The following is a 26,921-nucleotide window of genomic DNA, read 5'->3' on the forward strand; positions in this document are numbered from 1 at the left end:
TGCTAAACTATTTTCCTATTTTACGAAAAGTGGTATACTTGATTTTGTAGACACCCAGGAATTACATAAAAAAGGAGTACGATTATGACCGAAACATTTGAAACATTAAAAGTAGACAATGACCGGCAGATTCAGGAAGTTGCTGAACTGGCAGAAATGATCTGGCACGAACATTTTACCCCTATCATCGGAACCAGCCAGGTAGAATATATGATAGACAAGTTCCAGTCTGTTCCCGCACTGAAGACACAGCTGAAAGATGGCTACGAATACTATCAGCTTTTTGACAAGGGGGAATTCTGCGGATATTGCGGCATTCACCCCGAGAATGGCCGGTTATTTCTGAGTAAAATCTATATTAGAAAAGACTGCCGCGGACGCCATCTGGCCACAAAGGCATTCGAATTTCTGAAGAACCTTTGCCGCCAGAGGGGCCTCTCCTCAATCTGGCTGACCTGTAATAAACACAACGATGGCTCTCTGGCCGTATACAGCCATTTCGGGTTTAAAACCATTGATACGCAGGTAGCAGATATCGGCAATGGATTTGTGATGGATGACTATATTATGGAGTATACTCTCTGAGTGGATGGCGGGGAGTCTGGCTTTTGCTTTACCATTTACTGCGGATATTGCTAAATTCCCAACTCCTTGCTAATTCATCCGCTGCCTCACCATGTGGTACTGCTATTCATTTTCAAATCTTGTCTTAAGCATTTTATAAAAATTACTAAGACTTTTATCGCCTTCATTATCAGGGAAGAGACAGTAAGGTAAGCTATCTGTTTCTTTATGCTTAATTACGCAGGCACAACATTTTCCATTATTCGGGCAGGTCTTTTTTGGGCAGGCACATTTTTTGACGTTTGGACACTTCACTTTATATTACCTCCTTTTTGAAGAATTATCCTCTACTCATTTTCAGAATTTTTATTATTTCGTCAACTTTTAGTACTTTTCCATAAGATACCACTTTTCCGTCAATAACGAGGGCAGGTGTAGTCATTACGCCATAAGCTGCAGTCTGTGTAAAATCGGTTACATGGTCGATAGCTGTATCCATATAGAGCTGTTCTAATGCCGCTTTTGTAGCGGCTTCAAGCTGATTGCATTTTGCGCAGCCGCTTCCCAATATTTTAACGCTTGCCCCCTCTTTTTTTGCTTGTTCGGCTTTGGCCATACTTTCTTCATTGCAGTTACCTCCACAGCAGGCGGCAGTTCCTTCTCTTTTATTTTTTCTTCCAAATAATGCCATTATGATAATCTCCTTTTAATGTAATTTTTTTATTTGCTAACAACATATTTTCTAAAACACCCTATATGAGAAAAGAATGGAATATATTAAACAGATAACCAACAATGATAATGCCGCCTGTACAAATACCTATAAACAAGGCAAGCAATCTGGGCTTTACTGCTTTTCGGAGCATAATCATTGAGGGAAGGGATAAAGTAGTAACCGCCATCATAAAAGATAAAATTGCACCAAGTTGGGCCCCTTTGGCAAATAGTGCTTCGGCAACAGGAATTGTTCCGAAAATATCCGCGTACATGGGCACACCTACAAGAGTAGCTAAGATTACAGAGAACGGGTTATTGCTTCCGAGCGCAGTTTCAATCCATGTTTGTGGTATCCAATTATGAATGAAAGCACCTATCCCGACACCTATCAGAATATAAGGAAATACTTTTTTGAAAGTAGCTGCTACTTGTTCCCACGCATATTTGAACCTATCACGTTTTGTCAAATCCGGGGCTTCAATATCTACACTTCCTGCTGTTTTGATATACTGTTCGACGTATTTTTCCATATGTAGTTTTTCAATAATTGTGCCGCCCACAACCGCGATAACCAAACCAACAAGAACATAGACAATCGCAATTTTCAAACCAAATATACTCATTAGCAGAACAAGAGAGCCGAGATCAACCATTGGAGACGATATAAGAAATGAAAATGTTACACCCAAAGGCAGCCCTGCACTAGTAAAGCCGATAAACAGAGGGATAGAGGAACATGAACAAAATGGGGTGACTGTTCCAAGCAGTGCCGCAGCGATATTTGCGCCCACACCATGAAAACGCCCTAAAATCCTCTTGCTTCTTTCGGGTGGAAAATAGCTTTGAATATAGGAAATCAGATAGATTAAAACACAAAGCAGAACTGTGATTTTAATTGTATCGTAAAGGAAAAACTGAATACTGGCACCTATTCTGCTTTCAATGTTAAGCCCTACGGCAGATAAGCCGCCGCCTATTAATTCATTAAGCCACCTCATGCCCAAAATCTGATTTTGAAAAAAGTCCCAAATCATTCGAGTAACTTCCAATAAACTCTCCCCTTTCCATTTATATATTGCAATTTATCGATGTGTTATTTGATATATAAGCCGCCATCTGTTCTGGCGGCTCATTAGTCTGTGCAGCTAGATTTTTTTGTATTGCCCGTTACTGTTGTAATCTGATTCAGAAGTTCCCGTGCCCGGATGACGCCCTCTGGATTGAAAGAATAGTACGTCCATTTCCCTTCTTTACGTCCAACAACAATTTCCGCATCGCATAATATTTTCATATGATGTGATAAAGTCGGCTGGCCAATATTAAGTTCTTCCAGCAACTTACACGCACACTTTTCACCACTTTGCAGCAAACCTAAAATTGTCAGTCTATTTGCATCGCAAAAAGCTTTGAATATCCTTGCGTTTTTTTCATTCTCGTTCACTCATCAACACCCCTTTTTATTGCTCAATTTATACTATACATAACACATCGATTAATGTCAATATGTATTTTAAATTTTCCAGCACTACCCATTCATTTGGCATATCTATCCTAAAAAACCGCAAAGCCATCTCCCATCCGTCTCCCCCGTCAGTTGCCCCACCGATCTTATACTTCCGATCGGATGAACGCAACCTGCCCGGGATATCGTGTACGGCACCTGCAGACATTCCCGCCGCTGCCGTACACGATATCCCGGGCAGGCGCCCCCCATCTAATCTAAACTCCCCCTCAACAACTCATGAATCAAACCCGGATCAGCCTTCCCCTTCATAGCTTTCATTGTCTGCCCGACCAGAAACCCAATTGCTTTTTCTTTCCCGTTCTTATAATCTTCCGCAGATTTCGGATTTGCTTCTATTACTTTATCTATCACTGCTTTTAATGCGCCCTCATCATTAACTGTTTTTAAACCATTTTCCTCCACATAGACCTCAGGATCGATGTTTTCCTCAAATATTTTCCCAAAAACTTCTTTCGCCACAGAACTGTTGATTGTCCCGGCTTCTGTCAGATTTACCAGCTTTGCAAGGTTTTCGGGGGAGAATCTGATATCCTCCGGCTCCATATTATTTTCTTTGAGCAGGCGGAGCGTCTCCACCATCAGCCAGTTGGAAACTTTTTTAGGCTTTCCACAGACTGCAGCTGCTGCTTCAAAGATATCCGCCATTTTCTTGGACTCTGTGATAATTTCCGCATCATACTGCGGAATATCGAATTCTTTTTGATAGCGTTCCAGCTTTTCTGTGCGAAGCTCTGGCTGCTTCGCTTTAATCCCGGCAATCCACTCATCGCTGATGACGATCGGTACCAGATCCGGCTCCGGAAAGTACCTGTAATCCTGTGCATCTTCTTTGGAGCGCATTGCATAAGAATGTTCTTTGTTATCATCCCAGCGCCGGGTCTCCTGAACCACCTGTTTTCCGGCCTCCAGAAGCTCGATCTGGCGTGTACGTTCTCCCTCTATTGCTCTTGCAATGGCCTTGAAGGAGTTCAGGTTTTTCATCTCGGTTCTGGTTCCCAGCTTATCCGCCCCCGTTTCCCTCACAGACAGGTTCACATCTGCCCTCATGGAGCCTTCCTGCAGCTTACAGTCGGAAGCACCCAGGTACTGAATGATCATACGCAGCTTTTCCAGGTAACTGATCACCTCGTCTGCTGAACGCATATCCGGCTCAGATACAATTTCCACCAGAGGAACGCCGCTTCTGTTATAGTCTACCAGTGAGGTGTCGTCCCATTCATCGTGAATCAGTTTACCGGCATCCTCCTCCATATGCATCTCGTGAATACGGACCTTCTTTTTTCCGCTGCCGCTTTCGATCACGATGCAGCCATTTCTTGCGATTGGAAGATAAAGCTGAGAGATCTGGTAGTTCTGCGGATTATCGGGATAGAAATAGTTTTTACGGTCAAACTTAAACAGTCTCGTTATTTCGCAGTTTAAAGCCAGTCCGATTGCCATGGCATACTCCACGACCTGCTTATTCAGCACGGGGAGGGAGCCCGGCATGCCGGTACAGACGGGACAGATGTGCGTATTGGGGGCCCCGCCGAATTCTGTGCTGCAGCCGCAAAAGATTTTTGTCTTTGTCGCCAGCTCTACATGGACTTCAAGTCCGATCACGGTCTCATACTGCTTTGCCATCCTTTACGCCTCCTTTCCGGTCACAGCCGGCGCTTCGTGCCGTTTGCCTGTTGCACATTCATATGTGTATGCGGTGCGCAGCAGTGTTTTCTCCTGAAAACAGCTGCCGATGAGCTGCATTCCGATTGGAAGGCCTCTGCTGTCTTTGCCCACCGGTACGGACATCCCCGGCAGGCCGGCCAAATTGACTGCAACCGTATAAATATCTCCCAGATACATTTTCATCGGATCACTCAGGGATTTGCCAAGTTCCGGCGCCGTCGTGGGCGCGGCAGGCCCGAGTATTACATCGTATGTTTCAAAGGCACGGTCGAAGGCTTGTTTTATTAATGCTTTTGTGCGCAGTGCCTTCAGATAATAGGCATCGTAATAACCCGAACTCAAAACGAAAGACCCCAGCATGATTCTGCGTTTTACTTCTGCGCCAAAACCTTCGGACCTCGTCTTTTTATACATGTTGTGAAGCCCGTCATAATCCGGCGTGCGGTAACCGTATTTTACGCCGTCGAAGCGTTCCAGGTTGGAGCTGGCTTCTGCAGAAGCTATCACGTAATAAGCGGGAATTGTATACTGTACAAGACTCAGATCAAAGGTTTCTACCAGGGCGCCTCTTTCTTTCAGCACACCTGCTGCTTCCAAGACTGCAGACTCTACTTCCTTGTCCAGCCCCTCTCTTAAATAATCTGCCGGAATACCGATTTTTAATCCTTTCACATCATTCACAAGAGCACTTGTAAAGTCATAGTCCTGCCGTTTTACTGACGTACTGTCTTTTGGATCGTATGATGCGATTGCCTCCAGTGCGGCCGCACAGTCGGAGGCATCCTTTGCCACCGGTCCGATCTGGTCGAGGGAAGAACCATACGCAATCAGTCCATAGCGTGAAACAGTGCCATAGGTAGGCTTTAATCCCACCACCCCACAAAAAGAGCTGGGCTGGCGGATAGAACCGCCGGTATCTGATCCCATTGAAAACCAACACTCTTGTGCCGCTACCGCAGCACAGGATCCACCCGAGGATCCGCCCGGTACATGTGCCGGATTATGTGGATTTTTAGTTGGACCATAATAAGAAGTCTCTGTGGTGCTGCCCATTGCAAACTCATCCATATTCGTTTTTCCGATTACCACCGCACCAGCCTTCATCAGATTCGACACCGCTTCCGCCGTGTATACCGGTTTAAAATCGGACAATATTTTGGAACTGCAGGTTGTAAGCTGGCCTTCTATGCACAGATTGTCTTTCACCGCCACCGGCACACCTGCCAGCGGGCCCGTTAGCGTACCATTCTCAATCTGCTTCTGCACCTCAGCCGCCTGCCTCATTGCCCCCTCTTCATCCAGTGTCACATAGCTGTGGATCTCCGGTTCCATCAATTTTGCACGCTCAATTGCGGCTCTCACCGCCTCGCCAGCGGTCACTTTCCTATCTTTTATCATTTTCCCCAGCTCAAGAGCTGTAAGGCTTAATATATCCATTCACTGTGTCCTCCTATCCGATAGTCTTAGGCACCTCAAAGCTGTCATTTTTCCTCTGGGGAGCATTTGCCAGGATCTCTTCTTTATGGTCTTCGTTGGTTACAACATCCTCACGAAACACATTATTCAAAGGGAACACATGGGACATCGGTTCAATACCGCTCGTATCCAGGTCGTTCAATGTATCTATATAATCCAGCATCTTCTCCATATCCGTCCGGGCCGTTTCCTTCTCCTCCTCAGACAGTTCAAGCTTGGCAAGAATACTGACATACTCAATCGTTTCTTTAGAAATTTTATTAGACATCATATCCTCCTTTTCCGCAAAGGGGTCTGACCCCTTTAATATCTATACGCATCGTAATATGAATCATAGTCCTCTGATTCAATCAGCTTGCTTGGAACCATTCTGGCATCCGCCTCATCCGCACATACGGTTGAGCCTTCGGGCAGAACCACGTTTCGGAAGACAGTATCTATGGCATCGCTATTCAGCCATTTGCTTTTGTTCAAATAGTTTAACTCCGGATCCTCATAGTTCGTATTCAGCGGAATCCTATAACTGATCATCGTCCAGTCTGAAACAGCCTGGAAATCGTATACACCTGCCGGGAAATCTTTCCCAGCGGTCAGTTCTCTTCCCTGAGTGAGTGCAACTTCTTCCTTCAGTGGATTGCTAATTCCTTTCATATCAGCTGTCTGCCCGTTTTCTGTGACGATGAAAAGCCTGACATCCCCCGATACTTCCAGGACGGCGCCCTCATAAATTCTGACGTCATTCCATTCTTTTAATTCTCCGTTTGACTCTTCCTCCCCGAAAAACTGCCATATATAAATAGAATTTTCATAGTCATCGACGCATGCTTCCCCCTGTCCTTCTTCCAGATATATATCATATCTGCCCTCAGGTATATGGACTCCGCCTCTATACATCCCTGATTCCAGAACGTTTTCAAAATGTTCACCGGTGTCAGGCAATTCACGGCTTACAAATTCATAGGGATCTGACGGCCCGGGTTCCTCAGTTACCTGGACACTTCCCGTTTCAACGTCGTTGAATTTATCTTTAGAAAAATCACCGATAAACGCAATAAAAAGAAAAACAATTATGATGATCACAAAAAATGATTTACCCTGTTTTTTAGATATTGCGGTTGATTTCCCCGTTCTCGGCCCCTTTACAGGCTTTGTATAGCTGTATTTGTACTCATCCGGATGTGCGGTCCTCTGAGCGGATGGTCCGGACTCATTTGTCTGATATGCCTTTCTTTCCGGTTTATCTTTCGATTTCTTTGCCGCCCGTTTCATAACTTCCTCATCCCGGTTATCAAAATCCCATGTATTATTTACTTCTCCGCGGCTTTTTATTCTGTTTTCCGTCCGGCTGTAGTTCAGCCGGTAGGTTTTCCTCTCACTTCTTGCATTGTCCAGACCACAATCCTGACAACGTCCTTCTGCTAGTTTTCCTCCACATAGATAACATCTTTTCCTTGACATAGGCCCCTCTCATTTCTCATCTGTACTCAAAGGGGTCAGACCCCTTTTCGGTTTATGGTTCCAGCCTGCTCAAGTCCCGTGGGAATAGTGCTGCCTCACACACATTATCCTCGCCCAGTATCTTCATAGTCAGCCGCTCCAGCCCGATTCCCAGGCCTCCGTGGGGCGGCATACCGTGTTTGAATGCACTCAGATATTGTTCCATTCCTTCCTCTGCCATATCCCTTGCTTCCATCTTTTTCTTCAGTTCATGGTAGTCGTGGATCCGCTGGCCCCCGGTTGTGATTTCCATTCCCCGAAACAACAGATCAAAGCTCAGTGTAAAGGTTGGATCCGCCGGATCATCCATCGCGTAAAACGGCCGCTTTCTGGATGGATAGTGGGTGACAAAAACGAAATCTGCATCCCATTCCTCTTTTGCATATTGGCTGATCAGCTGCTCCTCCTCGGGCTCCAGATCATAGGGGTTCTTTATGCCCCGCCCGTACTTTTCAGATACTTTTCTTTTGATATCATCGAATCTGACAGCCGGTATCTTCTCCGCCCCCGGGAGTTCAATTCCAAGAATGTTTAATTCTCCTGCATAGTCATTCTCAAGTAGCTTAAAAGTGTACTGGAGAAATCCTGTTTCCATCGCCATAATATCTTCAAACCCGTCAATGTAGCCCATCTCAAAATCCAGGCTCGTATACTCGTTCAGATGGCGTTTTGTATTGTGCTTCTCGGCCCGGAAGACCGGCGCCGTCTCAAACACCCTGTCAAACACCCCTACCATCATCTGCTTATAGAACTGCGGGCTCTGCTGCAGGATAGCCGGCCTGTGAAAATACTCAAGACGAAACAGGTTCGCCCCGCCCTCCGCACTCTTAGCGCCGATCTTAGGCGTATGGATTTCCGTAAACCCCTCTCCATACAGAAAATCACGGAATCCCCGAACAATGCCTTCCTGTATCCTGAACTTCGCCCGCTCCCTGACATTGCGCAGCGAAATCGGCCGATAGTTCAGTTTTGCTTCCAGGGAAGTATGAAGCTTCCACTTAGAAACAGGAAGAGGCATCGGTTCCGCCGGTTCACTCAGAACTTTTATTTCTTTAATTCTGATCTCAATGCCATGAGGTGCTTTTTCAGACTCTGCAGGTATTCCTGTTACTTCGACTGTATCAGCTTCTTTCAAATCCTTCAAGTTAAATTTTGAAACTCCCTCCTCAAAAACGCACTGGATCAGGCCTTCTCTCTTTCTCAAAATCACAAATGCCACCGTCCCCATATTCCGGATCGCATGGACTGCACCATTCAATCTGACACAATTCCCAGTCATTCCCTCTCTCAGCAGTTCGTTCAATTCCAAAGTGTCCTTCTGTTTCACTCCTGTTACAAATTCCATGTTTCTTCTCCTTTCTGCTCCTTTATGACCGCATCCCGGGTACTAAAACAATTGAAATATACAGGAAGTCCCATATAAACAAAAAGCCCCGGGATGCATCTGCATCCCGGGACGGATTCGTAATATAATCCGCGGTACCACCCGCATTGAACAGACATCATGTTACTTTGCCTGCCCCACTTTTGCGCATGTAACGTATGCCATACGTACCAGCCTACTCATAAGTTCAGCTGATCAGCTCCCAAGTGTTCCCTTGATCTCCTCCACTGTCCGGCGCTCTCAGTCGGTGACGCCAACTTCCTGTCAGTTTCTGAAAATCAGAGTCTTGTTCACAGCCTTTCACCGTTTCACAGTTTACTCTGATAAAACTTGTTAACAATCATAGCACAGCTCTTTTTCGATTGCAAGGAGTTTTTTTCGAAGAATTTTCAGAAAAATTTTAATAGTACGTCACTCCAGCGCTTACCGGCGCTTATACGTCCCCTCAAACGAATTCATACACCGCCCCCGCATAAGGATCCCTCCCAGCAGGCAAGCCTCGCCCTTCCGGTCGGATGTACCAGCTGAAAAACCGGGAAGCCAGCCCCGCGCCGGGAGCATCTATGCCATTTTAAAAACCCTAGAGTTGACGTTAGAGGCCCTTAAGAAAAAAACATAGAAAATGAAGGGCAGAATTTGGCGTATCACGTCAAATTCTGAAGCGGCCTAAGACCCGAAATTATCAAATTTCGGGTTGCATGCCGCTGGACCTACATTTTCTATGTTTTTTTCTTTAGGGCCTCTTACGTCAACGGAGCGGATTTTTAAAATGGCATAGATGCTCCCGGCGCGGGGCTGGCTTCCCGGCTTTTGTCCAGTTTCAGGACATAGGTAAGTAAAAAGTTTCAGGACATAGGTAAGTCCAAATGTTAAACTATACAGAAATAACCAACGAAAGAAGGTGTTTCTGTATGCCATGGAAGGAGACCTCTGTTATGGAACAACGTAAACAATTTATCACAGAATATCTATGTGGAACTGATAGCTTTAAGGCTCTCTGTCAAAAGTTTGGAATCTCAGAAAAAACTGGACATAAGTGGAAAAACCGCTTTCTGGAATTTGGCTTCTCCGGCCTCGCGGATCAGAGCAAGGCCCCTTCTAATTCTCCGAATCAGCTGGATGAAGATACCGTCATTCGTTTAATTAAAATGCGTTCCGCTCATCCGGCCTGGGGGCCTAAGAAACTGGCCGTTCTTTACAAGAGCGCTTATCCAGAGTCGCCAACACCATCTGAGAGTAGTATTTATCGCATTTTGGGAAAAGCTGGGTTGATTCCCAAACGACGCTTTCGGCATCCCGATCCAACTGCTTCCAAGCTGCGTAATAAGTTGGAAGCTCTTCAACCCAATGATGTCTGGACCGTTGATTTTAAAGGCTGGTGGATGTCCCAGGGGGAACGCTGTGTTCCACTGACCGTACGTGATCTGCACAGCCGATACATTCTTACCATCCGCCTGATGGAGAGAACAACTGCTGATGCTGTCAAAGCTGTATTTGAAGAATTATTCTATCACTACGGACTTCCCAAAATCATTCGCAGTGATAATGGTACTCCTTTTGCTTCCTCAAATGGCTTCCTTGGTTTGACAACCTTAAGCGCATGGTGGATGTCTCTTGGCATTCTTCCGGATCGTACCGATCCAGGCTGTCCAACGCAAAATGGTGCCCACGAACGCATGCATGCAGATATAAGCAGGGAGATTCAAGGAAAAATACCTGGTGGCAGAGAGGCCAATCAAGCCGCCATTGATTTGTGGGTGGAAGAATACAACAACATCCGCCCACATGAAGCCTTACAAATGAGTACTCCATCCGATTTTTATAAAAAATCTACTCTGCTATACGAAGAAGCGTTAGCAGAACTGGAATATCCGATTGGTTACCTGCCAAGAAAGATTAACAAACATGGAGAAGTAAAAATCAACAAAACACTGTATTCTGTAAGTTCATCACTTCGAGGCTTACAGGTAGGAGTGCAGCCAAACGGTGATAAAACATATATCATTTGGCTTCACGACTTTCCACTTGGTATGCTTGATACAAAAACCGCTTGTATAACGGCAATGGATGTTTTAAACTGATACTAATTAACAATTCGACTTACCACCTGTTGAATCGACTTACCTATCTCCTGAAACAAAAGACTTACCTATCTCCTGACTGGTCACTTTTCAGCGTCCCCATACCAACCCACACCTTCCCTGCTAAAATCCCCCCTTCACCACTTCAACAGCCTTATCCAGCTGGTTATCCGCATCCTCATTATCAGGATCCGCCTCATACTCGACCTCTACATCCGGCGTAATCCCCTTTTTATTTATACTTCTCCCTGACGCCGTAAAATATTCGGCTATAGTCACCTTGAGGCATGTTCCATCGCCCAGATTCACCAGCTGCTGGACAACTCCCTTGCCGTATGTGGTCATGCCGACGATTTTACCCACGCCATAATCCTGCACCGCTCCTGCAAATATCTCAGAAGCGCTGGCGCTGGCCTGATTTACAAGAACTGCCAGGGGCTTCTTGAATTCATGATCTTCTTCGTTTTTTTCCTCTATAACGTTGCCGTCTTTGTCTTTGGTAGATACAATCGTTCCTTCCGGGAGAATCATCCTTAGCATATCAACCACTGTATCCAGATTGCCGCCCGGATTAGAGCGAAGGTCAATAACCAAGCCCTTCATGCCCTGATTTTCCAGGTCGGTAAGGGCATTCTCAAACTGTTTTAATGTGACCGCATCAAACTCCAGGATCCGCAGATAGCCGATCTGGTCTTCCTTCATCTCATACTCGACAGTCTGTGTCTCGATCTTACGGCGGGTAGCGGTACAGACAACCTTCTCCGCGTTCTCGCCTCTGTAGACGTGCAGATCCACCTCCGTGCCTTCCTCTCCTTTGATCCAGGACACAATCTCGCTCAAATCTTCCTGGTCAATCACATGGTCATCTACCTGATAAAGAATATCTCCGGTTTTAAGTCCGGCCTCCTCCGCAGGAGAATTTTTATAGATGTTGCCGATCGTCACCTGCCTGGTCTGGTAATTCTGCTGCATCATGGCGCCGATCCCACTGTATTCCCCGGTTGTTGAATCCAATAGATCTCGTGTCTGTTCTTCATTGTAGTAGACCGTATAAGGATCCCCCAAACCGCTGGCATAGCCTTTGTATATGCCGTCCTGCATGGCCTTTTCATCAATATCATCTCCATAAAGGTAGTATTGGTCTATGACATTGCTTAACATATTCAGCTTCTTGTCGGTCTCGCTCTCCGCAGATATCTGTGCCGCTTCTGCCTCACCCCCTGCCATCCTGACTGTGGCAGCCTTCCACACTCCGGAACCCAAAATCACAATTAATAGCATAATGAGGGCGCCGGAAAGCGCCCCCTTAATAAAACTCTTTTTATGATCCATATTTCATGTCCAACCTTTGAAATTATTCTGTATGTTTACAGATAGCCCAGGGGATCCACTGCCACGCCGCCGGATTCAACCTGGAAATGAAGGTGGGCGCCGAATGAATTACCGGTATTGCCCACATATCCGATCTGCTGTCCCTTCACTACGGTCTGGCCAGCTGTCACGCAGAGTGCAGAGTGGTGCATATATTTTGTCGTCAGTCCGTTGCCGTGGTTGATGACTACCCAGTTTCCGGCACTGTCGCTCCATCCCGCTATCACAACCGTACCGTCGGCCGCTGCGTATGTAGGTGTTCCCTCTCCTGCCGCAAGATCCAGCCCCTTATGGAAGGCGCCGTCAAAATCCCGGTATCCAAATGTACTGGATATAACCGCCCCCGGACATGGATTAGTAAACTGGCCGCTTCCGCTGACAACAGGCGTGGTACTTGGCGGTGTGTAACTGCCCCCGCCGCCGGATGACTGCTGCTGTTGTGCTGCCTGCTGGGCCGCCAGCTGCTGTTCCTGTTTGATGCGTTCTGCTTCCGCTTCCTCTATCAGCTTCTGCAGAGTCGCTGCATTATCCCCGATCTGCTTCTCCAGATCGGCGAGCTGTATCTTTTTGCTGTCCAGCAGTGTCTGAACTTCACTCTGCTTGGCAACCAGTTCGTCCTGCAAGCCGGAAAGCACTTCATACTCATCCTTGAGAGAAGCCTCTTTCTCTTCTACATCTTTCACTACGTCCTGGAACTCAATAAGCATATCTCTATCATATGCAGAAATCTGCGAAACATACTCCGCTTTATTCAATAAATCCCCAATACTGTCGCTTGAAATCAATATCTCCAAAAGCTGCGAATTTCCATTTTCATACATGAATTTAATCCGCTTCTTCATGCTTTCATATTGGTCATTCTCATCCACTTTTGCCTGAACGAGTTCGTCTTCCGCCTTCTGGATCTCATCCTGTTTCTTTTCCAGCTTTTCTTTTGTGTCGTTCATATCAGCGATAATCGAGTTAAGCTGAGATGCCAGAGAGTCCTTTTCTTTTTCGGCGGCCTTTTTCTGGTTCTCCAATTCCTCCGCCTTTTTCTGTGCTTCATCCACAGTAGCCGCGTTGACATTAAGCACCATCCCTAAGCTTAAAGCAATGACCAAAACTGCACTTATTATACTCCTCTTTCGTCTTCTCATAGGCCCACCTATACTTTCAAATGCTTACGTACAGTGAAGTAGCTTCCGACAAAACCAATTCCCACTCCTAACAGCAGCCCAATCGGGAGCAGCAGGCGGTATACCGTTGTAACCGGCAGGAAATTAATGATATTATTCAAAATCTGGAACTTGGTCAATACATACTCGACTGCCTTGCCATAAAGTCCATACAGCAGGGCCAGCGGTATAATCGCGCCCACAAGTCCCATAAGAAGACCTTCAATTACAAACGGTGACCGGACGACAAAGTCCTTGGCCCCAATATATTTCATAATAGCAATCTCTTCCTTACGCACCGTAATACCCATGGTTACCGTATTGCTGATCAGGAAGATAGATACCCCAAACAGTATGATAATAATGGCGATGGAAACATACCCTACCAGTACATTCACGCTGGAAAGCGTGTTTGCCACAACATCGGACTTGTTCACCTTCCGTACCCCGTCCAGGCCCTTGGCAAACTTGACAAGATCCTGCTGGGTGGAAGCCAGCGACTTACTCCTGACAGAGAGGCTCGCATCATTTTTCTCCACTGTTTTCATATAGACTTCATAGTTATCGGATCCGGCCAGCGGGTTGTCATTTTTAAATCCGTCCGCCAGATCTGCATTGTCTTTAAAATAGTCGCTCTTAAACTTGTCCCATGCGTCATCCGCTGACACAAAGTTAACTTTTGATACATCGTCCCTGCTTCTTAAGGCTTCCCCGATATCATCGATCTGCTGCTGCGTGGCATCCTCGTCAAAAAATACGGTGATAGCCACCCCTTCCTCGGCTGACTTTATGATATACTGAAAGTTCAGCAGGATAGAAAAGAATAACCCAAACAGGAAAATACAAGCTGACATTGTCGCAACCGATGCGAGCGAAAACATCTTGTTTCTCCCGATATTCTTAACCCCTTGTTTTCCTACGTATCCTAATGTACTAATTCTCATCGAAATACCCACCTTTTTGTTCATCACTGACGATAACGCCCTGTTTCATCGTTATGACGCGCTCGTTCATCTCGTTTACGATCTCCTGGTTGTGAGTAACAACCAATACTGTTGTCCCTCTCTCATTCGCCTCTTTCAGCAGACTCATGATCTCCCATGAGTTTGTTGGATCCAGGTTACCAGTCGGCTCGTCGGCCAACAAAATAGCAGGTTCATTTACAATCGCCCTCGCAATCGCAACACGCTGCTGCTCTCCCCCTGACAGCTCTTTTGGGAATGACTTATACTTCTGGGCCAGTCCCACCAGCGACAGCGCCGCCGGCACCTTCCTCTTGATAACTCGTGTCGGTGTCTCGGTCACACGCAGTGCAAAAGCAATATTCTCATAGATATTTCTGTCCTTCAAAAGCCGGAAATCCTGAAAAACAACCCCCAGGCCTCTTCTGTACTTCGCAATGTGACGATGCCTCATTCTGTTCAGGTTCTGCCCGTTCACTATGATCGTCCCGTCTGTCGGATCTAACTCCTTCATAATGAGACGAATCAGAGTAGACTTTCCCGAACCGCTGTCTCCCACGATGAACACGAACTCCCCCTGTTCAATCTTGACGGAAACTCCGTTCAGGGCGGCATTGCCCTTAGAGTACTCCTTCGTTACATTTCTTAATTCAATCATATGCTCCTCCTAATTATTCATACTCATTAGTATTCCAATGACTCCATATACTTCATGTATTTTACCACCATCAGAGCAATCTTGAATGTAATCGCGTCCTCAAAAACGCGCAGGTCAAGCCCTGTGCTCTTCTGTAGCTTATCCAGCCGGTATACCAGAGTATTTCTGTGAATGTACAGCTGTCTGGACGTTTCTGATACATTCAGACTATTTTCAAAGAACTTGTTGATAGTCGTCAATGTCTCCTCATCAAAATCGTCCGGAGATTTCCCCTCGAAGATCTCCTTGATAAACATCTTACATAACGGGATCGGCAGCTGATAGATCAGGCGTCCGATACCCAGCGTGCTGTATGCCACAATGTCCTTTTCGTCAAAAAAGATCTTGCCCACATCCAGTGCGAGCTTTGCTTCCTTGTAGGACTTTGAAACTTCCTTGATATCATTTACGATGGTTCCGTATGCAATGTGGATGTGTTCTTCCCCGCATTCATTGCGCAGAATCTCCAGCATATCCTTCGCCATCTTCTCCAGCTCTTTGCCGCCGTCTTTATCAGTAAGTTCCTTGACCACAATGATATTCTTCTCGTCCACAGCTGTAATAAAGTCTTTTGACTTTCCTCCGAGAAGGTTCCTTACATTGTCCAGCGCTACGCTGTCTTTTTCGTGAGATGTTTCAATAATAAAGATAACACGTTTTATCTCTGTGTCAATATGTAATTTCTTGGCCCTGTTGTAAATATCCACTAACAGGAGATTATCCAGCAAAAGATTTTTGATAAAATTATCCTTATCAAATCTCTCTTTATATGCTACCAGCAGGCTCTGAACCTGAAATGCCGCGATCTTGCCGACCATATACACTTCATCGTTCTCACCGCCGGCCAGCAAAACATATTCCAGCTGCTGTTCATCGAAAATCTTAAAGAAATGATCCCCCTGAATAACCTGGCTGTCAGCCGGAGATTCCACAAAAGACAGGACTGCACTTTCATAATCCTTTGCATCTTCAAATGTGGCTGCAAGCGCTTTGCCTTCCGTATCCAGAACACTGAAATCAATTCTGGAAATTGCTTTAAGGCCCTCAATTGTGTTTTGAAGTATCTGATTTGAAATCATACTTTCTCTCCTCCGCTTTATGACTCTATTCATGTGCATTTTTCACAAATTCCTGCATCAAAAAATGTGAAGAACGTACATATACAAGATATATATTAATGCATAACGTCAAAAAAATAAAGAGGAAATCCACTTTTTTTATGCATTTCCTCATATATTTTACAAAAAATTCATATTTTCGTCATTATACATTGTTCACAAATCTTATTCTACGGGGAAAAATCCTTCGCCCATAACCTCACGGGCATCGCTCACAATCATGAACGCATTTTCATCGATTCTGCCCACCATTTCCTTCAGCTGCACCAGTTCTTTCTTTGTAACCACACAGTAGAGCAGGCATCGGTCCTTCCCTGTATACATGCCTTTTGCGTATATACCGGTAAGTCCGCGGTCCACACCGTGCATGACCGTCTCTGCCACCTCATCGTACCGGTCTGTGATAATATAAGCAGCCTTTGCGAATTTCACACCTTCTATCATCGCATCCGCAATCCGGTTGACCACCACGATGGTAATAATTGCATAAAGCGCGCGTTCAATACCGAACACATATCCACCGGCTATGACAACAACAGCATCTATCACCATCATTATCTTCGCCACGGAAAACTGCCGCAGGTAATTCTGGATAATTGCTCCGACCATATCTGTTCCTCCGGTCGTTGCCTTGGCTGAAAATACCAGTCCCATACCGACCCCCTGCAGCGCCCCGCCGAACACGGCGGCCAGCAGGAGATTGTCCTGAATAAAGGAAAACTCGGGCAGAACTCCCAGCCAGACCGAAACCATGGCGGTTGCAAATAAGGTCCTGCCGATAAATGACCTGCCTTTTACTTTCAGTGCAGCAAGAAATACAGGCACATTGAGGGCGGCATTCGTAAACCAGAGAGGAATACCGCCAGGAAGAATCCCTTCCGTAAGGTTCTTAATGATGATAGCCAGCCCTGAAAATCCGCCGACTACCAGGCTGTTGGGTTCATAAATACATTTGATGGCAAAAGATACGATGCCTGTCCCCACAGCGATGTATGCATACTTCATATACACGGGTTTTTCCCGATATCTATGCATGCTCAGTTCTCCTTCTTCTGTTTTCCCACCCGATAACGGAATACCTTTTTCAAAAAGAAACGGCGTACTCCTTCTCCGCTTTTCTCGCTGAAGCTCTGTTCCAGAGCCCTGCCGCATCCCAGCCATACACGGGCATTGAGCAGCGCGGCATTTCTGACAATAAAATCCTCCTGCTGCGGTGAGGGCAGTACAGAAAGTATACAATCAATCTCCGCACCGTTGATGTTGTTAATGACATCCTCCTCGGACTTTCCTTCCACGTCCAGGGCGCCATAGCCCGCCACCGTAATTCCTCTGTTGTATGTTTCCACAGCCTCCTTGAGGCTTGTCATCTCTTGCTCGGACTGCACCATCAGAAAGATCTTTTTCCGATTTTTCTGGAGGTAACGCAGGAACATTTTAAGAAACACTTTATTTGCTACATCCTTCAGTAAATATCTATCCTGTACTTCCGCCGCTTCCAGTATCTCCTTCTCTCCCGGAAGCACCATATCCATTGCTTTTGTATCTTCCTTCCATGCAGGATTGTCCTTTTCCTGCATGAGCATATCCAGCGTGACAATTTCAATCGTATTGATGGATTCACTCTGCATATACTGCACAGCCGCCTGCATAGCGGCTTTTGCTGTGAAGCCGTCAATCTCCACATCAAAGATATTAATCTTCTCTTTCATCTACACCACCTGTGCTTCTTCTCCCCAGTCGTACAATTGTATCAAAAATCCAAAGATTTTTCAACTCTTTCGTTTTCTTTTCGTAATCAGACCTCCGATCCGTCCTGTTTCTTTTGAGGATAAAGACTTCCATCCCTCTGCCATAACTTTATCTAAAAGGCCCAGTTCCTCTGCAATTTCATATTTCACCTTCTCTTCAGGCTCCAGATTTTTCAAGTCAATTGGTTTTGATTTTTTTTCAGACATATTGATACCTACCTTTCTTTTTGGTAGGAGTATTGCCTAAAAAACGTACGACATTCAAAGTAAGGAAAATTTTAACAGACAGACACATCAAAAAACAAAAAGTACGGATGTGAAAAAAGATTACGTCTCGCGGATCCATACCCGCATTTCACCTTCCGTCCGGTTTCCCCACAGGAAATATGGAACGGCGCAAATCTTTGTCTCAATCGCGCGCGGAGGCGTTTCACTATATAACGCTTCGCTGTCCCCTTCCAGCCTCAAACCAGCAGCTTCCAGCCCTATATAATCCCCCAGAGCCGCATCGGACTTCTGTTTTTCTATTATCTCAGATCCTGCCGGAAGCAGAAGTGCGTTCTGCCCCTTACCATTGTCTGCCTCTTCCATGCAGTACACCAGCGGCCCCCGCATCAGCGCCGTACATCCCGCGTCTTCCCTTACACATAGATGCGCGTAGATCCGTTTCACCTCCATGCACAGCTGCAGGCAGACAGTATCTCCCTTAGTCCATTCCCTCTTTATTGAGACATAACCGTCTGTTGCCCCATATTCCTTCGTGCATTCTATTCCATTTACGAGCAGGCTGTAAGAGGAACACCAACCCGGTATTCTGACGGCCAGGCAGCTCTGCTCTTTTTTTTCATTTTCACAGACTTCATACTGGATTCTGCCCGCCCATGGATAATCCGTGACCGCCTTCCAGCTGATTCCATTCTGCACGGAATGAAAAACACCTCCCAGATAGAGGTGTGAGTAAACACAGCCCCTTGATTCTCCCCATGCATATTTTCCGAGCGATGCGAGCAGACGGGCTATATTGGGCGGACAGCAGGCGCAGGCATACCACTTTGGCCTTACCGGCCGCACATGCTCATACCCGGGCACCTCACCGGATATTCCGGGTACGACCTCCAGAGGATTCACATAGAAGAAATGTCTGCCGTCCCTTCCCATTCCTCCCAATACTCCATTATACAGCGCGCGCTCCATCACATCCGCATATTTTCCGTTCAGTTCCAGCACCAGCATCTTCCTGGCCCAGAACACAAGCCCCACCGCCGCGCAGGTCTCCGCATATGCCCTGTCATTGGGAAGGTCATAATCCACGGTAAAGGTCTCGCCCTTAGCGCCGGAACCGACGCCTCCGGTTATATACATCCTTTTTTCGGTCACATTTTTCCACAGTCTTACGCAGGCTGCTTTCAGTTCTTCATCCGCTGTCCATGCCGCCATATCCGCCATCGCCGTATAGAGATACATGGCACGGACAGCATGCCCTTCGGCCGTATCCTGTTCCCGTATGGGGCGGTGGTTTTGGGTATAATTGCGCTCCGCGGGGTCCATCCAGGCCTTCCTGCTCTTTTCTTCCGCAAAATAATTCGGATCCGTACCCCGTTCCTCAAGAAAATATCCCGCCAGATCAAAGTACCTTTGCTCCTTTGTCACTCTCCATAAGCGCAGAAGCGCCAATTCGATCTCCTCGTGTCCCGGGATGCCGCGCACTTTTCCGGGACCGAAACGGGAATCAATCAGGTCCGCCAGGCGCATGGCCAGATTCAGAAACGTGCGTCTGCCGGACATCTCATAGTCAGCCACAGCGGCCTCGATCAAATGTCCGGCACAGTATAATTCATGGCACTCCAGAAGGTTCTGCCATTTATGATCCGGCTCCTTAAGCTGAAAGTAGGTATTCAGATAACCATCGTCCTCCTGTGCAAGTTCCAGGAGATGAATCACCTGCCGCGCACTTTCTTCCAGTTTTCCGGTTTCTTCCATATTAGAGATGTAGCTGACCGCCTCCAGCCATTTCGATACATCGCTGTCCTGAAATACCTGTCCGTAAAACTCCCCCTCCTCCAGTCCTGCTGCAATGCGAAGGTTCCGTATTGCCCCGCTTTTTTCCGCACCGGGAATCTCGTCCTTCAGAATCTGTTCCTGGTAGGGAAGAACAACATCCCGGATTAGTTCCTGATAAAAAGACCAGAATTTATCTTTTACCTCTATTCCTTTTAACTGTGGTTCTGCTTCGATATAATTCTTCATTCTTTCCTCTCTCTGCCCGCCGCTTCACGGAACTGTTTGGGACTCTGTCCCACATTATCCTTAAAAAAACGGCTGAAATATGATACATCATGAAACCCAATCATTTCCGCAATATCTTTCAGAAGATAATCCGTATTTAACAGCAGTTCCTTCCCTTTCTCCAGCCGGATATTGGTAAGCAGCCTGCTTGGTGAGATGTGCTGCAGATTGGTAAACTGATTCGACAGATACGTAGGATTATAGCCAAACTGGCCGGCAAACTCTTCCAGAGACAGATTGCTGTTATAGTGCAGGTAAATATGCTGTTTCAGCAGCTCAACCACGTCCTCGATTTTTTTATTTGCCTTTCCCTCTTTGAGCCTGCCAAAAACATCCTGAAACAGCTCCCGGATTCCCTCCTCGAACTGCTCAAAAGTCCTGGATTTTCCTATAACTTCCTCGGCCTGGTAAAATAAATCTTCTACCGCAGCCTCCGCCTCCAAAACCGGATTTCTTTGATATATTTCCATAAGAATATATTTCACACTGAATTCGCAGCTGATCTGCGGAATCCTCTTTTTCTTCCACTTTGTACACAAAAGCACAAAAAGGGAGCACAGCCCATCGCCGTCTCCCTGCTCCAGCAAAGAAGCGATCTGGCATTTCTCACTTTCATCCAGCGCCAGTTCACCCTCCTGATTCGATTCTTTCTCCAGAAATACAACATCGCTCTTCCCAATCAGTACCTGCCTCGCAAGGCTTCTGTGCAGTTTTGCATAAGTCCCGGGAAGCAGCCCTGTATGATCCATTTCATCTGACAGAATCATATGGACCGGCATGGAGAATTTCTTCTCATAGGATGAGAGTTTCAGTACCACACGCTGTATGGGGCTGATTTCCCGCTTCTTTACGGAGAGAAGGATCAGTTTTTCGTTCTGCTGTTTCATATCAAACACCAGACACTCCTCCCCCTCCCCAAGCCCCTGGCAGAGCTGTTCCTGCAGTTCTTTTGAAGAAAAGCCGCTGATTCCCACCTGAATCAGATTTTCCGTCCGGTTGGTAAACGGACCGATGCAGAACAGGATCAAATAATAACAGCAGCCCTCTGTCTCCAGCTGCGCGGCATCTTTTTGTACCCCATTGACCAGATAATCGTATACGTTCTGCTTCTTTCCGGCTTTTTTTGAATTCACCACCCTGGTATAGATCTTTTCCAGCGCGCTGCCGACCTCCTCCTTCCTGGGCGGCTTGAGGATATAATCCTGTACACCGTATCTCATCGCCTGCTTCGCATATTCAAACTCAGAATATCCGCTGAGAATCACATATTCCGTTCCCGGATACAGCTCCTTTGCCTTTCCGATTAATTCAAGGCCACTCATCCCCGGCATCCTGATATCCGTAATCAAAACATCCGGCCTCGTGGCTGCCATCAGTTCCAGCGCTTCCATACCGTCCTCTGCGGCGCCCGTGATTTCAACTGACAGCCCCAGGTTTCCGATCAGAGCAATAATCCCCTGTCGGATTGCCGGTTCATCCTCTGCAACCAGTATTTTCATCAACATTGTTTTCTCCTTTTCCCCGTTACAGTTCCGACAGGCCTGAATTGTAACTCCAGCCCCGTCCCTGTACTCCTTTTGGAATGTCACGCTTCCATACTCCCGCGGTCCGTCCGCTGCATCAGGCTTACCCAGGAACCGCCCTCGGGCCTGTTTCCTGCCTCCAGCCCAATCCGGCCCTCTGAATAGATTGCCAGCCGCGCATACGTATTTGCCAGCGCCATTCCACCGATCCCCATCTCGGGAATCGAACTTCCTTCTCTGATATTTGCATCTATTTCTGCGAACTGTTCTTTGAGTTTCGCCAGGGCCTCGCCCGTAAAACCAGTCCCATTATCCAGAATCTGAATCCGCCATTCCTCACTTGTCCCCATGCCCAGAACCTGTATTTCGTATTTTTTCTGCCTGCTGTTGGCAAAGCTGTGCTGAAAACAGTTCTCCGCGATTGGCTGCAGTATGAATTTAGGGACCCGTATCTCCGCCATCTCCTGTTCCACTTTTATGTCCGCCTGCAGGCGGTCCAGATAGCGGTATCCCATTAATTTCAGATAGGTCTCAACATGTGCTATTTCTTCTTTCAGAGGTACCGTCGAATTTCCGGTATCCGTCGTGTACTGCAGCATTCTTGTGAGGTCTGAACAGATGTCCATAATTTCCGGCGCATCTTTCTGATACCCCATCAGCCCGATTACCGACAGTATATTGTGCATAAAATGAGGATTGATCTGTGCCTGAAGCACTTCATACCTGGCCCGTACGGCCCTTGTCTTCGCCTCTACCAGTTCATTTCTGGACTTTTTCATCTTATCGAGCATGTCATAAAAGGCGGAGGTCAGCATCTGGATCTCGTCGTCCGTATCTTCTATGTTCCGGTTTAACGCCAGTTCCCCATAATTCATGTGCTGAATGCTGTCCCTGAGCTGCCGGATCGGCCGGTACAGATTCTCTGTCACGAGGGTCACCAGCAGGATCATAATGCAGAGCAGAATCACTCCCAGCACGATAATCCATGCCAGATTCTGATAGATGACGCCCATATAGCTGTTTACATCTACATAGAGGCAGACCTGCATCTCAAAGGCAGTATTGTCCGCCCCATACACCAGATATTTCCGGCCGCCGGCTTTTACTTCCTGAATGTTCCCCTCTTCCGTGAATTCCATCTCCTGCCTTATGGATTCCAGATGCTCTTTATTCTTCAGATCTTTCCCGTAAAACAGCTCTCCCCCATGATAAACAGCCACCTGAACAGGATAATTATTCATCTGCAGAGTGAAAATATCATCGAGAAGCTTTTTCTCATACTGGATATCAATATATCCCAGTTTCTGGTATTCATCCTGGATCTGTCGGACATAAGAGAAGACCTTCTCTTTCGTGCGCCCATATCCATCTTCTGTAAAGGGCGTAATATACTTGATGTACTCTTCGTCCCTCATCTTTTCCCGCCAGGGAAGAGCTTCAATCCCTTCTTTATTCATGTAGGCCTCGTTATAAATATCCAGATTCAGCCAGTCATCCCGCGCAGAAATCACGTGGAAGCTGCGGTTCCGGAAATCCTCTCCGATCAGGTTCATCAGAACCATCTGTATGGTCTTACGCTCCTGGGGATATTTCTGAAAATAATTTTCCTCCCCATTATAATTTTCTGCTTGTTCCAGAACCCGGAGCACATGCTTATCGGAAGCCACGCCAAGCGAGATTCTGTGCATGTTCTCCAACAGCTCTCCAAACTGGGTGACCGCCCTGACGGAAAGCTGTTCCATTGTATCCTGTTCCTTTTCCTTGATGGATTTGCTCTGGGAGTTCGTGTATATAGCGAGGAATACAAGGATAAGCAGACTGATTAAAAGAGAGAACAACAGGACTGCCTTTTTCTGATAACTAAGCTGTTTTACCCTGATCATCACGTTCCATCCCCTTTCTGTTACATTTTCTGAAACATTTTCCCCACTATATCACAGAGCAAATTCGTTATCAACCTTTCACTGCGCCTGCAACCATGCCTGATATGATGTATTTTTGTCCCGCCAGATATACAATAACTACTGGCAGGGAAGAAAGCAGGATGTAAGCACATACGATGTTCCAGTCACTGCCAAACTGACCGATAAACTTGTAAACGCCGAGGACTATGGTCCACTTGGAACTGCTGGACAGCAGATACAGCGGATACTGGAAATCATTCCAGATAAATACAAATTGCGTAATAAAAGATGTCACAATTACCGGCGTCAGCATCGGGCGTATGATGTGGAAGAAAAGCTGCAGGGGAGTCGCCCCGTCCATTACAGCCGCCTCATCAAGCTCTTTCGGCACGGAACTGACAAAACTGTACGCCAGGAATACGCTCAGCGGTACAAACATTGCGATATAGACAAATATAATCCCCGCATAAGAGTCCATCATCCTGAATTTCTGCAGGACCTGTATCAATGCTATGACCTGTACCGGAACCACCAGTCCAAGCAGAAAATAAGAGTATACGCCTCTGTTAATCTTATCCCGGTTCCTGCTTAGGGAATATCCGGCCATTGTCCCCAATATGGAGGATGCCAAAACCGATACCCCTGTGATCAGGACACTGTTCAGGAAGGTCCTGAAAATATTGGACTCCGTAACGGCCACGGCAAAGTTTGCAAACTGCCACACTTCCGGCAGCTTCAGCGTCATGATATCTGCCTCCGCGGAGGTTTTAAATGAATTGATGATAATCAGCAGCAGCGGGATCAGAACGATCAGACTTAGTATCCACATAAATACCGCCAAAACAGTGCGCTTTATTTTCTGTGCTCTCATTAGTGATCCACCTCCAATTTTGCAAACAGTTTATTCAGGGCAAAGAATACTACAATGACAAATACCGTCAGTACCACATTGGCCGCGCAGCCCGTGGAGAGTGCACCGCTGCCCAGATAGGAGTATATGGTTGTACTTAGGACCTGGGTGGACATACCCGGCCCGCCTCCGGTCAGGGCAATGATGATATCAAATACCTTTAGGCCGTTGACTACGCTCAGAAGCACATTGATACTGATAGAAGGCACGATCAGCGGCAGCGTGATATTTTTAAAACTGGTCCATGCCGTTGCGCCGTCGATCGAAGCTGCCTCGTAGTATTCTTTGGAGATCACCTGAAGCCCTGCCAGATAGATTACCATGCAGTAGCCGGCCCCTTTCCATATCTCTACCAGAATGACCATCCACATCGCAGTATTCGGGTTGCCGAGCCAGTCAAAGCTTAAGGCCGAGGAGCTGAAAACAGAAAGAATATGGTTAATCAGCCCCGTATCCGGCTGGAGCATTGCCTGGAAGATCTGCCCAACGATCAGGGTGCTTAAGATTACCGGCAGATAAAAAATGGTGCGGAGCACATTTCTGGAACGGATGCTGGTATTCAGCGCAACCGCCATTGCCAGGCCGATCAGGTTCTTGCATACCGTTGTCAGTACGGCAAACAGGAGGGTATTGCCAAGCCCCACCCGGAACCGGTTCTGGGAAAACATCTGGATATAGTTGGCAAATCCGACGAATTCCTTGGAATCGTTATAGATCGTGTAGTTCACAAAAGAGTAATAGATACCCAGAATCCCCGGCAGTATGTAAAATAATGTGTAAATAACCAGGGGGATCATCCAGAGATACCTGGGATACATTTTCTTATAATTCATTTACAAGCCTTCCTTTCTTAAAGTAACGGGGCACAAAAACCATCCCGTTTTTGTGCCCCGAATGTAACCGTTCAGAAAGCCTGAACAGTTACCCCAATGCCGCTGTTCCTTAGAATCCTTCCAGACCAAGGGACTGGCAGATTCCCTCACGGATACCGTCATATTCATCGCAGAACTGTTTCGGCGTATACCGGTTCATCACCACTTCCTGTAGCAGCTGGCAGAAGCTGTCCCAATCCTGCCCCTGTATCACGGAATTGTGAGATACATGCACGCCATAAGTTCCGTCGCTTAATTTGTCCAGGAGCTCTTTCGTCGGCGCCGTCATTTGGCTTGGCTCTATATCTTTGAACGGAGATACCGCTCCGATGGAATCATAGAATGCCTGCAGATTTTCATCTTTTGCACACCAGTTGATAAAGTGCTTGCTCACGTCTATATTTTTCCCGTCCTTTGGAATATAGAACTGTGTGCTGGTGGACTGGTAGATCGTATCGTTCTCTCCAATGTAATAGGGGATCATAGTCAGTTTATCCGCTGTTCCTTCTCCATATTTTGCATCGATCTCATTGAACCAGGATGTCAGCCCGATCAGTACGCCGCATTCATTGTCTGCAACCGCTGCAAACTGCCCGTCCCAGGACTGTGCCATTGGATTCTTTCCAAAATAGCCGTCTTTCGACCAGTCATACAAATCCTGCAGCATTGCATTGAAGCTTTCGCTGTCGCCGTAGTTCATCTCGTTTGTGTTAAACTTCTTGATCAGGTCGGGATCCTTCTGGTTGTCCGCATAGACACCTGAGCTAGTGATGTTGCCGCACATCCAGGAATCTCCTGCGCCAAAGTAAAATGGTGTGTAACCTTTTTCCTGCAGCACTTTAAAAGAATCTACAAGATCTTCTTTGGATTCCGGGATATCCAGCCCGCATTTCTCGAACACTTCTCGGTTTACACAGAAACCCCAGTAATCCTGTGCTGCCAGCGGGCAGCCGTAAAGTCTTCCGTCTGTGTCCACAAATCCGTCGATGCTGTTCAGTTTTTCCACCCATGGTTCCTCCGTCAGATCCTCCAGATTCTGAGAGGCGTTCATGTAAGTCAGCTCGGCCGGTGATGCGGAGTTCATGATGATGTCAGGGAGTTCCTTTGTCGTAAACTTGGATTTAATGACCTCGGATGCGGTGTCGCTTGGCAGGATCTCCACCTGGATCTTGACACCAAACTCCTCTTTGTATTCGTCCACCAGCGCCTGCATTCCATCTTTCCACCAATCCTGTGAAGTAACCAGTGAAATGGTTCTTCCGTCCAGATCGTCTTTGGTGTACTCGTAAATATTGGCATCGGTTTCCTGTTTGCTGCTCCCGGAATCTTTCTGTGCGTCCGCGCCTTTATCGCCTCCGCCCTGGGAACATCCTCCGAGGATTGCTGATACTGTAAAAATTCCTGCCATCAGCATTGGCATTACTCTTCTCTTTTTCATAACCTTCTCCTTTCTTCTCCTGTAAC

At 46.7% G+C, this 26,921-nt stretch carries 25 protein-coding genes; 2 read left to right on the forward strand and 23 right to left on the reverse strand.

All coding sequences use genetic code 11. The annotated features are described in order from the left end of the window. Window positions 1-84 precede the first annotated feature (84 nt). Window positions 85-585, forward strand: coding sequence for a GNAT family N-acetyltransferase (locus BN1938_RS16000; protein ID WP_025655030.1), 501 nt, complete (start codon window positions 85-87; stop codon window positions 583-585). A gap of 102 nt (window positions 586-687) precedes the next feature. Here BN1938_RS16000 and BN1938_RS16005 read toward each other — a convergent pair whose 3' ends face one another. The 9 genes from BN1938_RS16005 to aspS form a co-directional block, all read right to left on the reverse strand. Further along, a complete protein-coding gene (locus BN1938_RS16005; RefSeq protein WP_025655029.1) occupies window positions 688-879 on the reverse strand; it encodes a hypothetical protein in 192 nt (63 codons plus the stop codon). A 25-nt stretch (window positions 880-904) separates the two neighbouring features. Continuing rightward, window positions 905-1,255, reverse strand: a complete 351-nt coding sequence (locus BN1938_RS16010; protein ID WP_050641545.1) for a thioredoxin family protein — start codon at window positions 1,253-1,255, stop codon at window positions 905-907. A 61-nt stretch (window positions 1,256-1,316) separates the two neighbouring features. Next, window positions 1,317-2,315 carry a permease gene (locus tag BN1938_RS16015; RefSeq protein ID WP_025655027.1) on the reverse strand — a complete coding sequence of 333 codons (999 nt, stop codon included), beginning with the start codon at window positions 2,313-2,315 and terminating at the stop codon, window positions 1,317-1,319. Between the two features lie 98 nt (window positions 2,316-2,413). Further along, window positions 2,414-2,722 carry an ArsR/SmtB family transcription factor gene (locus BN1938_RS16020; protein WP_025655026.1) on the reverse strand — a complete coding sequence of 103 codons (309 nt, stop codon included), beginning with the start codon at window positions 2,720-2,722 and terminating at the stop codon, window positions 2,414-2,416. 273 nt (window positions 2,723-2,995) lie between these two features. Next, window positions 2,996-4,429 (reverse strand): Asp-tRNA(Asn)/Glu-tRNA(Gln) amidotransferase subunit GatB, encoded by a 1,434-nt coding sequence (gene gatB, locus BN1938_RS16025; RefSeq protein WP_050641546.1) that lies wholly within the window; start codon window positions 4,427-4,429, stop codon window positions 2,996-2,998. Between the two features lie 3 nt (window positions 4,430-4,432). Then, complete coding sequence (gene gatA / locus BN1938_RS16030; protein ID WP_050641547.1) at window positions 4,433-5,908, reverse strand: Asp-tRNA(Asn)/Glu-tRNA(Gln) amidotransferase subunit GatA; 1,476 nt, start codon at window positions 5,906-5,908, stop codon at window positions 4,433-4,435. A 13-nt stretch (window positions 5,909-5,921) separates the two neighbouring features. After that, window positions 5,922-6,215 (reverse strand): Asp-tRNA(Asn)/Glu-tRNA(Gln) amidotransferase subunit GatC, encoded by a 294-nt coding sequence (gatC, locus tag BN1938_RS16035; protein WP_050641548.1) that lies wholly within the window; start codon window positions 6,213-6,215, stop codon window positions 5,922-5,924. Between the two features lie 35 nt (window positions 6,216-6,250). Beyond that, window positions 6,251-7,405 (reverse strand): hypothetical protein, encoded by a 1,155-nt coding sequence (locus tag BN1938_RS16040; protein WP_050641549.1) that lies wholly within the window; start codon window positions 7,403-7,405, stop codon window positions 6,251-6,253. Window positions 7,406-7,457: 52 nt separating this feature from the next. Beyond that, window positions 7,458-8,789, reverse strand: coding sequence for an aspartate--tRNA(Asn) ligase (aspS, locus tag BN1938_RS16045; RefSeq protein WP_050641550.1), 1,332 nt, complete (start codon window positions 8,787-8,789; stop codon window positions 7,458-7,460). Window positions 8,790-9,763: 974 nt separating this feature from the next. On the opposite strand from aspS, the gene BN1938_RS16055 reads away from it, so the two are divergent. Continuing rightward, window positions 9,764-10,909, forward strand: coding sequence for a DDE-type integrase/transposase/recombinase (locus tag BN1938_RS16055; RefSeq protein ID WP_050639763.1), 1,146 nt, complete (start codon window positions 9,764-9,766; stop codon window positions 10,907-10,909). A gap of 123 nt (window positions 10,910-11,032) precedes the next feature. Here the strand turns inward: BN1938_RS16055 and BN1938_RS16060 are convergent, their stop codons facing one another. The 14 genes from BN1938_RS16060 to BN1938_RS16125 form a co-directional block, all read right to left on the reverse strand. Beyond that, window positions 11,033-12,241 (reverse strand): S41 family peptidase, encoded by a 1,209-nt coding sequence (locus BN1938_RS16060; RefSeq protein ID WP_050641552.1) that lies wholly within the window; start codon window positions 12,239-12,241, stop codon window positions 11,033-11,035. 35 nt (window positions 12,242-12,276) lie between these two features. Continuing rightward, window positions 12,277-13,419, reverse strand: a complete 1,143-nt coding sequence (locus BN1938_RS16065) for a murein hydrolase activator EnvC family protein (protein WP_050641553.1) — start codon at window positions 13,417-13,419, stop codon at window positions 12,277-12,279. Between the two features lie 8 nt (window positions 13,420-13,427). Beyond that, the gene (gene ftsX, locus BN1938_RS16070; protein ID WP_050641554.1) at window positions 13,428-14,381 is read right to left on the reverse strand and encodes a permease-like cell division protein FtsX; all 954 of its coding nucleotides are present in this window, start codon (window positions 14,379-14,381) and stop codon (window positions 13,428-13,430) included. Further along, complete coding sequence (gene ftsE / locus BN1938_RS16075; protein WP_050641555.1) at window positions 14,371-15,057, reverse strand: cell division ATP-binding protein FtsE; 687 nt, start codon at window positions 15,055-15,057, stop codon at window positions 14,371-14,373. Before ftsE ends, ftsX begins: the two co-directional genes overlap by 11 nt. Before the next feature lie 26 nt (window positions 15,058-15,083). Continuing rightward, entirely contained in the window at window positions 15,084-16,175 is a 1,092-nt protein-coding gene (locus BN1938_RS16080) for a PucR family transcriptional regulator (RefSeq protein WP_050641556.1), read from the reverse strand. Between the two features lie 204 nt (window positions 16,176-16,379). Continuing rightward, a complete protein-coding gene (locus BN1938_RS16085; protein WP_050641557.1) occupies window positions 16,380-17,249 on the reverse strand; it encodes a YitT family protein in 870 nt (289 codons plus the stop codon). A 2-nt stretch (window positions 17,250-17,251) separates the two neighbouring features. After that, window positions 17,252-17,923: a WecB/TagA/CpsF family glycosyltransferase gene (locus BN1938_RS16090; protein WP_050641558.1), complete on the reverse strand. Its 672-nt coding sequence runs from the start codon at window positions 17,921-17,923 to the stop codon at window positions 17,252-17,254. 60 nt (window positions 17,924-17,983) lie between these two features. Then, on the reverse strand, window positions 17,984-18,169 hold the full coding sequence (locus tag BN1938_RS16095) for an alpha/beta-type small acid-soluble spore protein (protein WP_025655017.1): 186 nt from the start codon (window positions 18,167-18,169) through the stop codon (window positions 17,984-17,986). 120 nt (window positions 18,170-18,289) lie between these two features. Next, on the reverse strand, window positions 18,290-20,209 hold the full coding sequence (locus tag BN1938_RS16100; RefSeq protein ID WP_050641559.1) for a glycoside hydrolase family 127 protein: 1,920 nt from the start codon (window positions 20,207-20,209) through the stop codon (window positions 18,290-18,292). Continuing rightward, on the reverse strand, window positions 20,206-21,753 hold the full coding sequence (locus BN1938_RS16105) for a response regulator transcription factor (protein WP_148487238.1): 1,548 nt from the start codon (window positions 21,751-21,753) through the stop codon (window positions 20,206-20,208). The genes BN1938_RS16100 and BN1938_RS16105 overlap by 4 nt, the downstream gene beginning before the upstream one ends. A gap of 80 nt (window positions 21,754-21,833) precedes the next feature. Beyond that, complete coding sequence (locus BN1938_RS16110) at window positions 21,834-23,654, reverse strand: sensor histidine kinase (protein WP_050641561.1); 1,821 nt, start codon at window positions 23,652-23,654, stop codon at window positions 21,834-21,836. Window positions 23,655-23,724: 70 nt separating this feature from the next. Further along, complete coding sequence (locus BN1938_RS16115; protein ID WP_050641562.1) at window positions 23,725-24,546, reverse strand: carbohydrate ABC transporter permease; 822 nt, start codon at window positions 24,544-24,546, stop codon at window positions 23,725-23,727. Beyond that, window positions 24,546-25,418, reverse strand: coding sequence for a carbohydrate ABC transporter permease (locus BN1938_RS16120; RefSeq protein ID WP_050641563.1), 873 nt, complete (start codon window positions 25,416-25,418; stop codon window positions 24,546-24,548). Before BN1938_RS16120 ends, BN1938_RS16115 begins: the two co-directional genes overlap by 1 nt. Window positions 25,419-25,527: 109 nt before the next feature. Continuing rightward, a complete protein-coding gene (locus tag BN1938_RS16125; protein WP_050641564.1) occupies window positions 25,528-26,895 on the reverse strand; it encodes an ABC transporter substrate-binding protein in 1,368 nt (455 codons plus the stop codon). Window positions 26,896-26,921: the final 26 nt, after the last annotated feature.

Origin of the sequence: Eubacterium sp. SB2 (assembly GCF_001244405.1) — a bacterium.
GTDB classification, from domain to species: Bacteria; Bacillota; Clostridia; order Lachnospirales; family Lachnospiraceae; genus Faecalicatena; species Faecalicatena contortus_B.

Coding starts and splice junctions, on each gene's coding strand:
- BN1938_RS16000 (WP_025655030.1), top strand. CDS start 85: ATGACCGAAACATTTGAAACATTAAAAGTAGACAATGACCGGCAGATT.
- BN1938_RS16010 (WP_050641545.1), bottom strand. CDS start 1,255: ATGGCATTATTTGGAAGAAAAAATAAAAGAGAAGGAACTGCCGCCTGC.
- BN1938_RS16015 (WP_025655027.1), bottom strand. CDS start 2,315: ATGATTTGGGACTTTTTTCAAAATCAGATTTTGGGCATGAGGTGGCTT.
- gatB (WP_050641546.1), bottom strand. CDS start 4,429: ATGGCAAAGCAGTATGAGACCGTGATCGGACTTGAAGTCCATGTAGAG.
- gatA (WP_050641547.1), bottom strand. CDS start 5,908: ATGGATATATTAAGCCTTACAGCTCTTGAGCTGGGGAAAATGATAAAA.
- gatC (WP_050641548.1), bottom strand. CDS start 6,215: ATGTCTAATAAAATTTCTAAAGAAACGATTGAGTATGTCAGTATTCTT.
- BN1938_RS16040 (WP_050641549.1), bottom strand. CDS start 7,405: ATGTCAAGGAAAAGATGTTATCTATGTGGAGGAAAACTAGCAGAAGGA.
- aspS (WP_050641550.1), bottom strand. CDS start 8,789: ATGGAATTTGTAACAGGAGTGAAACAGAAGGACACTTTGGAATTGAAC.
- BN1938_RS16055 (WP_050639763.1), top strand. CDS start 9,764: ATGGAACAACGTAAACAATTTATCACAGAATATCTATGTGGAACTGAT.
- BN1938_RS16060 (WP_050641552.1), bottom strand. CDS start 12,241: ATGGATCATAAAAAGAGTTTTATTAAGGGGGCGCTTTCCGGCGCCCTC.
- BN1938_RS16065 (WP_050641553.1), bottom strand. CDS start 13,419: ATGAGAAGACGAAAGAGGAGTATAATAAGTGCAGTTTTGGTCATTGCT.
- ftsX (WP_050641554.1), bottom strand. CDS start 14,381: ATGAGAATTAGTACATTAGGATACGTAGGAAAACAAGGGGTTAAGAAT.
- ftsE (WP_050641555.1), bottom strand. CDS start 15,057: ATGATTGAATTAAGAAATGTAACGAAGGAGTACTCTAAGGGCAATGCC.
- BN1938_RS16080 (WP_050641556.1), bottom strand. CDS start 16,175: ATGATTTCAAATCAGATACTTCAAAACACAATTGAGGGCCTTAAAGCA.
- BN1938_RS16085 (WP_050641557.1), bottom strand. CDS start 17,249: ATGCATAGATATCGGGAAAAACCCGTGTATATGAAGTATGCATACATC.
- BN1938_RS16090 (WP_050641558.1), bottom strand. CDS start 17,923: ATGAAAGAGAAGATTAATATCTTTGATGTGGAGATTGACGGCTTCACA.
- BN1938_RS16095 (WP_025655017.1), bottom strand. CDS start 18,169: ATGTCTGAAAAAAAATCAAAACCAATTGACTTGAAAAATCTGGAGCCT.
- BN1938_RS16100 (WP_050641559.1), bottom strand. CDS start 20,209: ATGAAGAATTATATCGAAGCAGAACCACAGTTAAAAGGAATAGAGGTA.
- BN1938_RS16105 (WP_148487238.1), bottom strand. CDS start 21,753: ATGTTGATGAAAATACTGGTTGCAGAGGATGAACCGGCAATCCGACAG.
- BN1938_RS16110 (WP_050641561.1), bottom strand. CDS start 23,654: ATGATCAGGGTAAAACAGCTTAGTTATCAGAAAAAGGCAGTCCTGTTG.
- BN1938_RS16115 (WP_050641562.1), bottom strand. CDS start 24,546: ATGAGAGCACAGAAAATAAAGCGCACTGTTTTGGCGGTATTTATGTGG.
- BN1938_RS16120 (WP_050641563.1), bottom strand. CDS start 25,418: ATGAATTATAAGAAAATGTATCCCAGGTATCTCTGGATGATCCCCCTG.
- BN1938_RS16125 (WP_050641564.1), bottom strand. CDS start 26,895: ATGAAAAAGAGAAGAGTAATGCCAATGCTGATGGCAGGAATTTTTACA.